The sequence below is a fragment of the Arsenicicoccus sp. UBA2120 genome, assembly GCF_002330965.1.
In the GTDB taxonomy this organism is placed as follows: domain Bacteria; phylum Actinomycetota; class Actinomycetes; order Actinomycetales; family Dermatophilaceae; genus Arsenicicoccus; species Arsenicicoccus bolidensis.
Window position 1 is genome coordinate 42,309 of sequence record NZ_DCYC01000016.1, and the last position, 9,684, is coordinate 51,992.

A 9,684-nucleotide genomic window follows, 5' to 3' on the forward strand; every position below is an offset into this window, starting at 1 on the left:
CAGCGAGGACCCGTCTGCGACATACGTGTTCAGAGCTGTCGAACGAGGAGCAGCGAGGTTCCACCGGACGCGTCGAGCTCATGCTCCCCGGTCTCGGCGAATCCCAGCTTGGCCAGAACTCGCCGGGAGGCGCTGTTCCAGTCCCAAACCGTCGCCCACAGGCGTCGATGTCCCGACGATCTGGCCCGGCCGAGGACCGCATGCGACGCCTCGGTGGCATAGCCCCGGTCCCAATGGCGGCGCAGCAGCTCAAAGGCCAGCTCTGACTCACCTGGGCCAGGACGTGCGCCGTCCGCCAACCCGCAGGAGCCGATGACCTCCCCGTTCTCCGCGAGCTCGACGGCGATGAGCCCGAGCGACGTGGGTGGATGGGAGAGAATCGACTGGGCCAGCTGCTCGACCGTAGGGCTCCCATCGTCACCGATCCGCCGGTGGGGCGGCACCCGCGGGTCTCGCTCGCTCCACAGCTCGCGGAGGACGGGCGACTCGCTCGGTCGCCACGGCCGCAGCACCAGCCGAGGGGTCCCCAGCCTCGGCTCCCGAGGAGTGTGGTCTGCCGCACTCATGAGACGACTGTGCCACGGGGGCGGAGGGACGACCACCTGCGTGCTCCGTCGGACAGCGCAGCGTGCGCACACCGCTGCTTGTCCTGCACCCGCGCGTGCCGCAGTTCGTCACACCACGCGAACGTCGATCAGTCCCTCGAGGCCGGCGAAGTCGTCCGGGTTGCGGGTGTATAGGACGGCATCGTGGGCGTGGGCTGTCGCCGCGATGAGCAAGTCCACGGTGCGTCGGCGAGGCTGGCGACCGGCTTCGACGACGGCGGCGGCGAGTCGTCCGTAGCTGGCCGCGACTGCCTCGTCGAGGGGTAAGGCGTCGAACCGACGTTGGAGGAGGCTCAAGCGCCTGAGCCGCTCGGCGCGCACCTGCGCAGAGCTCGCTACGAGGACTCCGAAGGGCAGCTCTGCCAAGGTGGCGGCGCTGATGGCCAGGACGCCTGGCACGTAGTCGGCGTCGCTCGCAATCTCCACACGCGTGTCGAGCAGGCCCCGTTCTTTCGTCTGGGGTCGACCGTTCACTGGTCGCCCCACGGGTCTCGCATGGTGTCGTCGAGCAGCTCCCTGTCTGCGTTCCAGTCCGGGTCGCCCGGTCCAGTGAACAGGTCCGCGACGTCCTCCCACCGGCGCCAGCGGGTCTCATGGGCCGGCACGAGTCTGTCGCTGGGCCGGCCGGAGACGGTGATGACGATTCCCTCGCTCCGCTCGACGCGCCGCACAAGCCCGGAGGCGTCCTGCCTCAGCTCACGTAGTCCAACCGTCTCCATAGGTCCATGGTGACTCTTGTGCTACATCCCGGGGCGTCTGGCGCCCCGGATCGTGAGCTCGGACCATGGCGAGGCCCCGGGGGGGGGTTGGCCTGCGGACTGAGCGTTGCCATCCGTGCCCGGGCTCGGGACACTGACGGCATGAGCCGAACCCGCCGCGCCATCTCGCTGGCGTGTGCAGCCTCGTTCGGCGTCGCCGGTGTCATCTTCCTGGTCGACTCCCACCCCTCGGCCTACCTCGCCATGGCGGTCGGCTTTCTCCTCCTCGGGCTGAGCCGAGGCCGATGGTGGACGGCGATCGTCGGGCTGGTTCCCGCCCTCGGGTGCCTGTTCGTCTGGGACCTCGCGGTGCAGTACCCCTCCTCCACCGTCTACAACCTGAACGACGGTCTGGGTGCGATTGCCGACCTGGTCTGGCCCTTGATGGGTTTCGCGTGGGTGACCGCGCTGATGGCGCCCGACTTTGCCCAGGACACAGCGACACCCACAGAGCACGTGATGTCGGCTGTCGCCTTGAGCGCACTCCTCATTGGTCCGTGGCACCTTGCGTCGTTCAACGTCTCGATCGACGAGACGGGCGGCCCCTTCGGGCCGGCGCAGTATGTCGTCGCGGGGACCCTTTTGGCGGCGGCTGCGGCCATAACAGTTCGAGACTTCCCCGCTCGGCGCAATTCTCAGCGGGCGCACCCCGCCGCGACCTGATCCTGGTAGGAGGACCCGCAGCCGGACGAGGCGGCACACGCAACGCGTCCTCTGGAGATGGGCGGGATGGAGACCCGGCCGGCCAGGGCTTCGACCTCGATGCCTTCGCGGTAACGGGTGGAGAAGACCACCGATGACGGTGGCGGAATCCACCCGTTAGCTACGCGGCCCACCTCGCGGGCAGCGCCTCGCAGCAACGGGTGGAGAAGGCCACCGATGACGGTGGCGGAATCCACCCGTTAACCACGCGACCCACCTCGCGGGCAGCGCTCGCGGCAACGGGTGGAGAAGGCCACCGATGACGGTGGTGGAACCCACCCGTTGGCCACGGCGCGAGCGCTGGCAGGGCCCAGCGCAGTGCTCGCGGCTAGGGCGTGTCTCCCAATGGCGTGTGGGGTGACCCGCGATTCTGGACAGCATGTCGCGGATGAGGGTGCTTTCGGATGCCGAGTGGGAACTGGTCGAACCGTTCATGCCGACCTCGGATGGTAAGCGAGGTAGGCGTTTTCGTGATCACCGCACGGTGGTGGAGGGGATCATCTACCGGTACCGGACCGGCATCGCGTGGCGGGACCTGCCAGGCGAGTTCGGGCCCTGGCAGACGGTGTGGAAGCGCCACCGCCGCTTCGCCGGGGACGGCACCTGGGACCGTGTCCTGAGCGCGCTGCTGACTCGAGCAGACGCGGCAGAGGTCATCGACTGGCAGGTCGCGGTGGACTCCACCATCGCCCGCGCTCACCAGCACGCCACCAATACCACCCGCCTCACAGGGGGACTTGTCGAATCACAAGAATCTGCTCGTCGAGCCTGACGATCACGCGATTGGCCGCTCCCGCGGGGGCTTGTCGACCAAGGTCCATCAGCTCTGCGACGGCAACGGTTTGCCGATGGTGGTGCTGCTCGGTCCGGGGCAGGGCAGCGACTCACGGATGTTCACGAACCTGCTTGACGCCGTTCGGGTCCCACGCGTCGGGCCCGGGCGGCCCCGGACCACCCCGACCGCGGTCATGGCCGACAAGGCCTACTCCTCACGGGCCCACCGGGCCCTGCTGCGCAGCCGAGGGATCACCGCCGTGATCGCCGAGCCCCGCGACCAGCAAGCCAACCGCAAGCGCCGCGGGGCCCGGGGAGGACGCCCACCCAAGACCGACCCCACCGCGTACGCCAAACGCCACGTCGTCGAGAACGGCTTCGAACGCGTCAAGCAATGGCGCGCCCTGGCCACCAGGTACGACAAGCTCGCCCTGACCTACCGGGCCGGCGTCCTGCTCCGCGCGATCCTCCTATGGCTGCCCACTTTAAGAGACACGCCCTAGCGGACGAGGCGGTCGAGCAGGGTGGTCAGCTCGGCCGCGGGGTCGCGGGTGAGCCCGCCGTGGGGGCGTGACGGCTGGATCACCGTGCTGCGGGGCGCCTCCAGCCAGCCGAACCTGCGCCAGGGCCGGGCCGCTGCGTCCAGCCCCGCGACGGCCTCGCCACGGCATACGGCCCGAACGGTCTCGAGCCCGTCGCCCAGCGCGTCGAGGTCGATGTCCGCGCAGAGGGCCCGCAGCCGCGACGCGTCGACGTGCACGGCCGCGTCCAGGAAGCCCGCGTCCTGGCTGTAGAGCACGACCCCGACGTTGACGAACTCCTCGCGCTCGACGCGGGGGACGGCGCGCAGCACGAGGTACTGGTAGGCGAACCAGGGGGAGCGCTCGGCGTCGGCGGTCGGGACGAGGCGCCGGGCCGGCTCGCTCATCGGGTCCACCGCCGGCGGGCCTCCTGGGACCGGGCCAGGTCCTCCGGTCCTTCGCTCGGCGGCCCCGCGGGCGGGCCGGGCAGCCAGGCCGAGCGGTCGGCCAGCCGGGCGAGCAGGCAGTCGACGTATGCCGCACGCACGGCCGACGGGGAGTCCAGGCCGGCGAGGCCCTCGACGGGGTGTAGCCACTCGGCGGGCACCGCCTCGACGGCTGCCCGCACCACGTCCGGCGTCAGCACCGCAGCGCACGCACCGTCGAGCGCCGACACGTCACCCGCCGGGCCGCGCAGGATGTGCCGCTCGGCGTCGTAGGGCTGCGCGGCGAACCGGGCGGGGTCGACGCCGCGGGACGGCCACGAGTGGTGGAAGTACAGCGCCGCCCCGTGGTCGATCGCCCACGTCCGCCCGTGCCAGACCAGCAGGTTGGGGTTGCTCCACGTGCGGTCCACGTTGGCGGTGAGGGCGTCCAGCCACAGGATCCGCCCGGCGAGACCCGCCGAGGGCGGCCGCGACCCGTCATACCCGAACGCGCCGGGCAGGTAGTCGACCCCGAGGTTGGGCCCGAGGCTGGCGGACAGGACGTCCTGCACCTCCTCGTCGGGCTCAAACCGCGCGATCGGCTCCTGCAGGTCCAGCATGACGAGCTCGGGCGTCGGGATCTCCAGCGCCCGCGCCAGCCCGGCGACGATGACCTCGGCCACGAGCACGCGCGGCCCCTGGCCGGCGCCGGTCAGCTTCATGACATAGGTGCCGTCGTCGGACGCCTCCACGAGGCCGGGCAGCGAGCCGCCCTCACGCAGCGGCAGGACGTAGCGTGTCGCCGTCACCCGCGCGAGGGCGGTGGACAGGGTCATCGGCGGGCGACCGTCATACGCGCCCGGCCTCCTTGGCGACCGCGTAGGTCTGGCGGGCGATCTCGCCCTCCTCGTCGGTCGGGATGACGAAGACGCGCACCCGCGAGTCGGCGGTGGCGATGTCGTGGGCCTGCTTGGAGCGGCCGGCGTTGAGCTCGGGGTCGACCTCGATGCCGAGGATGCCGAGGCCCTCGGTCGCCATGCGCCGCACGACGACGGAGTTCTCACCGATGCCGCCGGTGAAGGCGATGGCGTCGAGCGACCCCATGGCGGCGGCGTAGGCGCCGATGTACTTCTTGAGCCGGTAGGTCGACACCTCCTGCGCGAGGCGGGCGCGGTCGTCGCCGGAGGCGCGCAGGTCCTCGACGTCGCGGCTGTCGCTGTGCCCGGTCAGGCCCTTGAGCCCCGACTCCTTGTAGAGCGCGTGGTCGACCTCCTCCATGGTCAGGCCGGCGGCGCGGACCATGTGCATCGGGATCGCGGGGTCGATGTCACCGCTGCGGGTGCCCATGACCAGGCCCTCGAGCGGGGTGAGGCCCATGGAGGTGTCGATGCTGACGCCGCCCTGGACGGCGGTGACGGAGGCACCGTTGCCCAGGTGCAGGACGATGACGCTGACCTCGCTCGGGTCCTTGCCGAGCATCCGCGCGGCCTCCTGCGACACGTAGAGGTGCGAGGTGCCGTGGAAGCCGTAGCGGCGCACGCCGTGCTTCTCGCGCCACTCGTGCGGGACGGCGTAGGTGTAGGCGTAGTCCGGCATCGTCTGGTGGAAGGCGGTGTCGAAGACGCCCACCTGCGGCAGGTCGGGAAAGAGCTCGAGCGCGGCGCGCAGCCCGACGAGGTTGGCGGGGTTGTGCAGCGGCGCGAGCGGCGTCAGCTCGTCGAGCGTGTCCAGCAGCTCGTCGGTGACGAGGACGGCGTCACTGAACTTCTCGCCGCCGTGGACGACGCGGTGGCCGACCGCCACGAGCTCGGCGTCGGCGAGCCTCGGCCCGACGCGGTCGAACATCTCGACCACGGCGGCGATGGCGGCCTTGTGGTCGGGGCAGTCGATGGCCTTGGCGACCTTGTCGCCGCCGCCGGTGTGGGTGATCTTGGCGCTGGGCAGCCCGATCGCCTCGACCAGCCCGACAGCGAGCACGTCACGCGTGCCGACCTGGACGAGCTGGTACTTCAGCGAGGACGACCCGGCGTTGAGGACGAGGACGGACGGCATGGGAGGCTCTCTGGCTCGGCGGGTCGGGGGGTCAGTCGACCGACTGGGCGGCCGGCGCGGGCAGGGTGGACTGGATGGCGGTGATCGCCACCGTGTTGACGATGTCGCGCAGGGTGGCGCCGCGGGACAGGTCGTTGACCGGCTTGCGCAGGCCCTGCAGCACCGGGCCGATCGCCACGGCGCCGGCGGTCCGCTGGACGGCCTTATAGGTGTTGTTGCCGGTGTTGAGGTCGGGGAAGATCAGCACGGTCGCCTGCCCGGCGACGGCGGAGCCGGGCGCCTTGCTCGACCCGACCGCGGGGTCCACGGCGGCGTCGAACTGGATCGGTCCCTCGACGAGCAGCTCCGGCGCGCGGCGGCGCACGATCTCGGTCGCCGCGCGGACCTTGTCGACGTCGGCGCCGGACCCGGACGTGCCGGTGGAGTAGGACAGCATCGCCACGCGCGGCTCGATCCCGAACGCCGTGGCGGTCTGCGCCGAGGAGATGGCGATGTCGGCGAGCTGCTCGGCGTCGGGGTCGGGGTTGACGGCGCAGTCGCCATACACCGTCACGTGGTCCTTGAGGCACATGAGGAAGCTCGAGCTGACCACGGAGACACCGGGATTGGTCTTGACGACCTCGAGGGCCGGCCGGATCGTGTGGGCCGTGGTGTTGACCGCGCCGGAGACCATGCCGTCGGCCTCGCCCATCAGCACCATCATCGTGCCGAAGTAGGACGGGTCGATCACGACCTCGCGGGCCCGCTCGACGGTCATGCCCTTATGCGCCCGCAGCTCGGCATAGCGCGCCGCGAACCGCTCGACGTGGTCAGGGTCCTGGGGGTCGATGATCTGGGCGCCGGTCAGGTCGACGCCGATCTCGCGCGCCCGCGCCTGCAGCTCATCGGCGACGCCGAGCAGCGTGATGCGCACCGTCTTGCGGCTGAGCAGGATCTCGGTGGCGCGCAGGATCCGGTCGTCCTGGCCCTCCGGCAGCACGATGTGGCGGTCGGCGGCGCGGGCCTGCTCGAGGAGGCGGTGCTCGAACATCAGCGGCGTGACGATCGAGGGGTGCGGCTCGCGCAGGTGGCCGAGCAGCGCGTCGGTGTCGACGTGCTCGGCGAACAGCTCGACGGCGGTGGCGACCTTGCGGGTCGAGGCGGGCGTCATCCGGCCGCGGACCCCGCTCAGCGCCATGACGGTGTCGTGGGTGCCGCCCTGCGTGGTCATGATCGGCAGGCTCGAGCCGAGGCCGTCGATCAGCCGGCGCACCTGCGGGGGCAGCTCGAAGCCGCCGTTGAGCATGACGCCGGCGATGCTCGGGAAGGTGCTCGACTGGTGCGCGAGCAGCACGCTCAGCAGCACGTCGGCCCGGTCGCCGGGGGTCAGCACGAGGGACTCGTCGAGCAGCCGGTCGAGCACGTTGGGCATGGTCATCGCCGCGGTCACGAAGGCGAGCGCCTCGCGGTCGAGCAGCGACTCGTCCCCGGAGATCAGCTCGGCGTCGGTGGCCTTGAGCAGGTCGCGGACCGTCGGGGCGGACAGCACGGTCGAGGCCGGGATGACGTATGTCGGCAGGCCGGCGCCTCCCGCGGAGCCCGCCGTCACGCCCTGGACCGCCGCCCGGAGGTCCTCCGCAGCGGCGTCGGCGCGGTTGACGACGACGGCCAGGGGAGTGGCGGAGTTGGTGCGCAGCTCGGTGAGGGCCATCTCGACGACGGTGGCGACGTCCTCGGTCTCGCGGCCGTGCGCGCCGACGACGAGCAGGACCGGGGCCGCGAGGTTGGCGGCGATCCGGGCGTTGTAGGAGAACTCGGTCGGGCTGGTGACGTCGGTGAAGTCGGAGCCGAGCACGAGGACGATGTCGGCGTCGTGCTGGATCTCGTGGTAGCGCTCGACGATCCGGGACAGCGCGCCGTCCGGGTCCTGGTGGACGTCGTCGTACGACACGCCCACCGCCTCGGCCGGCGACAACGGCACCGAGCTGCGCGACAGGACGGTCGCGAGGACCGTGTCGTCCTCGGGCACCCCCTCGGTCACGGGTCGATAGACCGCGACCCGGGCATAGCGCCGGGTCAGGGACTCGAGCAGCCCGAGGGCCACGGCGGACTTACCGCTGTGGCCCTCGGCGGACGCGACATAGACGCTGGTCTCCACAGGGACGAGGGTAACGGCCAGCGCCCGTCGACGTCGGGCGGGGTCAGCGGGCGAGGGCGAAGACGCGCCCGGAGACCTCGTCGAGCTCGACGAGGACGAAGACCTCCTTGCGCGTGTCCACCCACGGGTGCAGGCCGAGCTCCTCGAGGCGGTCCGCCTCGTCCATGTTGTGCACCACGTGCGCGTCGCCCTTGCCGATGACGCTCCACGCGGTCTGCGTGGTGACGTCGTCGATCTCGATGGCGACGCGCGAGGCCACGACCAGGGAGGCGAGCTTGCTGCCCTCGGCGGTGCGGAACACGAGGCGTCCGTCGTGGACGACGTAGTTGATGGGGGTGATCTGCACGTCCCCGACGGCGGCGGTGGCGAGTCGGCCGAAGGTGGTGGACCCCAGCCGCTCCCAGCACTGCTCCTCGGTCATCTGCTGCACGGGCTCGTTGACGTCGCTCATGGGTCAATCCAAGACCCGCCCCCGGGGGTTGTCGACCGGAGCGTCGTGTCTGCTTCCTCACGCCCGCGCGCCCGCGCGGTCGGAGGCCCGAGGGTTGAGCCCCCGGGCGACCGGGGTATCCGACCTGCCATGACCTACCCCCCGCAGCCCGGTTCCGGCCCCTACGACCCCCGGCCCGGCGACGCCTACGACCCGCGCCCCGGCGACGCCTACGACCCGCGCCGCGGTGACGCCTACGCCAACCGCCCGACGGACGCCTACGGTAACCCGACCGACGCCTACGGCCAGCAGGGCGGACAGTTCGGTGGACAGCCTGGGCAGTATGGCGGCCAGCAGGGCCAGTACGAGGCGCAGGAGTCCGGCCGGTCCGGCCCGAGGCTCTTCCCCTTCCCGCACTGGAGCACGCGCACCCGCAACGGCACCTCCGTCTCCGTCGGCGGCTGCTGCCTGCCGCTGCCGATCGGCTGCCTCGCGACGACGCTCACGGTGGGTGCGGTGGCCGCCTCGCGCGTCTATCGCCACGTGCGTCGCTGAACGTCATTGAGCGTCTCTGAGCCTCTCCCAGCGCGGCTGACCAGAACCTCGCCGTCGATGGCGTAGGGTTTGGGCAGCGGTCCGCCCTGTCTTGCCTCGGGCTGCAGGTGTCACGACCGGTGTCCTCACCCCGGTCACGCTCGTCGGCTCGTGCCGGCGCGCCAGGTGCACACGTCGATGCGTCATCGCGTCGCTCGTGCCCGGCGAGACGCTCGCCGTCTTACGGAGATGTTTTGAGCAACAATGCTTTTGCGCGCCTCGGCGTGCCCACGTCCCTGTCCTCTGTCCTGGAGGGCAAGGGCATCACCGAGCCGACGCCCATCCAGGCCGTCACCCTGCCGGACTCGCTCGCCGGCCGCGACGTCCTCGGTCGGGGCCGCACCGGCTCCGGCAAGACCTACGCGTTCCTGCTGCCGCTCGTGACGCGTCTCGCGTCGTCGGGCAGCCGCCGCACCCCGAGCCGCCCCCGCGCGCTGATCCTGGCGCCGACCCGTGAGCTCGCCACCCAGATCGAGGCGGCCGCCGCGCCGCTCGTCGCGGCCGAGGGCCAGCGCACGCTGACCGTCTTCGGCGGGGTCGGCCAGGGCCCGCAGGTGTCGGCGCTCAAGCGTGGCGTCGACATCCTCATCGCCTGCCCCGGTCGGCTGCAGGACCTCGTCCAGCAGGGTCTGTGCGACCTCGGCGGGATCGAGATCACGATCCTGGACGAGGCCGACCACATGGCC

General features: G+C 71.4%; 12 protein-coding genes. 4 read left to right on the forward strand and 8 right to left on the reverse strand.

Annotated elements, in window-relative coordinates; genetic code table 11:
• Positions 1 to 29 precede the first annotated feature (29 nt).
• The 3 genes from B2P18_RS01530 to B2P18_RS01540 form a co-directional block, all read right to left on the reverse strand.
• Entirely contained in the window at positions 30 to 566 is a 537-nt protein-coding gene (locus B2P18_RS01530) for a GNAT family N-acetyltransferase (protein WP_286955588.1), read from the reverse strand.
• 108 nt (positions 567 to 674) lie between these two features.
• Positions 675 to 1,031, reverse strand: a complete 357-nt coding sequence (locus tag B2P18_RS01535; protein WP_286955589.1) for a PIN domain-containing protein — start codon at positions 1,029 to 1,031, stop codon at positions 675 to 677.
• Between the two features lie 44 nt (positions 1,032 to 1,075).
• Positions 1,076 to 1,324 carry a type II toxin-antitoxin system Phd/YefM family antitoxin gene (locus B2P18_RS01540; protein ID WP_286955590.1) on the reverse strand — a complete coding sequence of 83 codons (249 nt, stop codon included), beginning with the start codon at positions 1,322 to 1,324 and terminating at the stop codon, positions 1,076 to 1,078.
• A 141-nt stretch (positions 1,325 to 1,465) separates the two neighbouring features.
• Between B2P18_RS01540 and B2P18_RS01545 the strand changes: the two genes are divergently transcribed.
• Both B2P18_RS01545 and B2P18_RS01550 read left to right on the forward strand, forming a co-directional pair.
• Positions 1,466 to 2,026 carry a hypothetical protein gene (locus B2P18_RS01545; RefSeq protein ID WP_156911443.1) on the forward strand — a complete coding sequence of 187 codons (561 nt, stop codon included), beginning with the start codon at positions 1,466 to 1,468 and terminating at the stop codon, positions 2,024 to 2,026.
• A gap of 418 nt (positions 2,027 to 2,444) precedes the next feature.
• Positions 2,445 to 3,342, forward strand: a protein-coding gene (locus B2P18_RS01550; RefSeq protein WP_286955591.1) for an IS5 family transposase whose coding sequence is annotated in 2 segments (ribosomal slippage) — positions 2,445 to 2,801 and positions 2,803 to 3,342 — 897 coding nt in all. Because the reading frame shifts where the segments join, the coding sequence is not laid out codon by codon here.
• Here B2P18_RS01550 and B2P18_RS01555 read toward each other — a convergent pair.
• From B2P18_RS01555 to B2P18_RS01575, 5 genes are read right to left on the reverse strand one after another with little or no spacing between them, the layout of a single operon-like run.
• On the reverse strand, positions 3,339 to 3,767 hold the full coding sequence (locus B2P18_RS01555) for a DUF3037 domain-containing protein (protein ID WP_286955592.1): 429 nt from the start codon (positions 3,765 to 3,767) through the stop codon (positions 3,339 to 3,341). The two genes, B2P18_RS01550 and B2P18_RS01555, sit on opposite strands and share 4 nt — an antisense overlap.
• Positions 3,764 to 4,621, reverse strand: coding sequence for a HipA family kinase (locus B2P18_RS01560; protein WP_286955593.1), 858 nt, complete (start codon positions 4,619 to 4,621; stop codon positions 3,764 to 3,766). The genes B2P18_RS01555 and B2P18_RS01560 overlap by 4 nt, the downstream gene beginning before the upstream one ends.
• 13 nt (positions 4,622 to 4,634) lie before the next feature.
• Complete coding sequence (locus B2P18_RS01565; protein WP_286955594.1) at positions 4,635 to 5,837, reverse strand: acetate/propionate family kinase; 1,203 nt, start codon at positions 5,835 to 5,837, stop codon at positions 4,635 to 4,637.
• Between the two features lie 31 nt (positions 5,838 to 5,868).
• Positions 5,869 to 7,974 carry a phosphate acetyltransferase gene (pta, locus tag B2P18_RS01570; protein WP_286955595.1) on the reverse strand — a complete coding sequence of 702 codons (2,106 nt, stop codon included), beginning with the start codon at positions 7,972 to 7,974 and terminating at the stop codon, positions 5,869 to 5,871.
• Positions 7,975 to 8,017: 43 nt separating this feature from the next.
• Positions 8,018 to 8,425 carry a pyridoxamine 5'-phosphate oxidase family protein gene (locus B2P18_RS01575; protein WP_029212615.1) on the reverse strand — a complete coding sequence of 136 codons (408 nt, stop codon included), beginning with the start codon at positions 8,423 to 8,425 and terminating at the stop codon, positions 8,018 to 8,020.
• A 129-nt stretch (positions 8,426 to 8,554) separates the two neighbouring features.
• On the opposite strand from B2P18_RS01575, the gene B2P18_RS01580 reads away from it, so the two are divergent.
• Positions 8,555 to 8,959, forward strand: coding sequence for a hypothetical protein (locus tag B2P18_RS01580; RefSeq protein WP_286955597.1), 405 nt, complete (start codon positions 8,555 to 8,557; stop codon positions 8,957 to 8,959).
• Between the two features lie 233 nt (positions 8,960 to 9,192).
• On the forward strand, positions 9,193 to 9,684 hold a 492-nt coding region (locus B2P18_RS01585), incomplete at its 3' end, for a DEAD/DEAH box helicase (protein ID WP_286955598.1).

Coding starts and splice junctions, on each gene's coding strand:
- B2P18_RS01530 (WP_286955588.1), bottom strand. CDS start 566: ATGAGTGCGGCAGACCACACTCCTCGGGAGCCGAGGCTGGGGACCCCT.
- B2P18_RS01540 (WP_286955590.1), bottom strand. CDS start 1,324: ATGGAGACGGTTGGACTACGTGAGCTGAGGCAGGACGCCTCCGGGCTT.
- B2P18_RS01545 (WP_156911443.1), top strand. CDS start 1,466: ATGAGCCGAACCCGCCGCGCCATCTCGCTGGCGTGTGCAGCCTCGTTC.
- B2P18_RS01555 (WP_286955592.1), bottom strand. CDS start 3,767: ATGAGCGAGCCGGCCCGGCGCCTCGTCCCGACCGCCGACGCCGAGCGC.
- B2P18_RS01560 (WP_286955593.1), bottom strand. CDS start 4,621: ATGACCCTGTCCACCGCCCTCGCGCGGGTGACGGCGACACGCTACGTC.
- B2P18_RS01565 (WP_286955594.1), bottom strand. CDS start 5,837: ATGCCGTCCGTCCTCGTCCTCAACGCCGGGTCGTCCTCGCTGAAGTAC.
- B2P18_RS01575 (WP_029212615.1), bottom strand. CDS start 8,425: ATGAGCGACGTCAACGAGCCCGTGCAGCAGATGACCGAGGAGCAGTGC.
- B2P18_RS01580 (WP_286955597.1), top strand. CDS start 8,555: ATGACCTACCCCCCGCAGCCCGGTTCCGGCCCCTACGACCCCCGGCCC.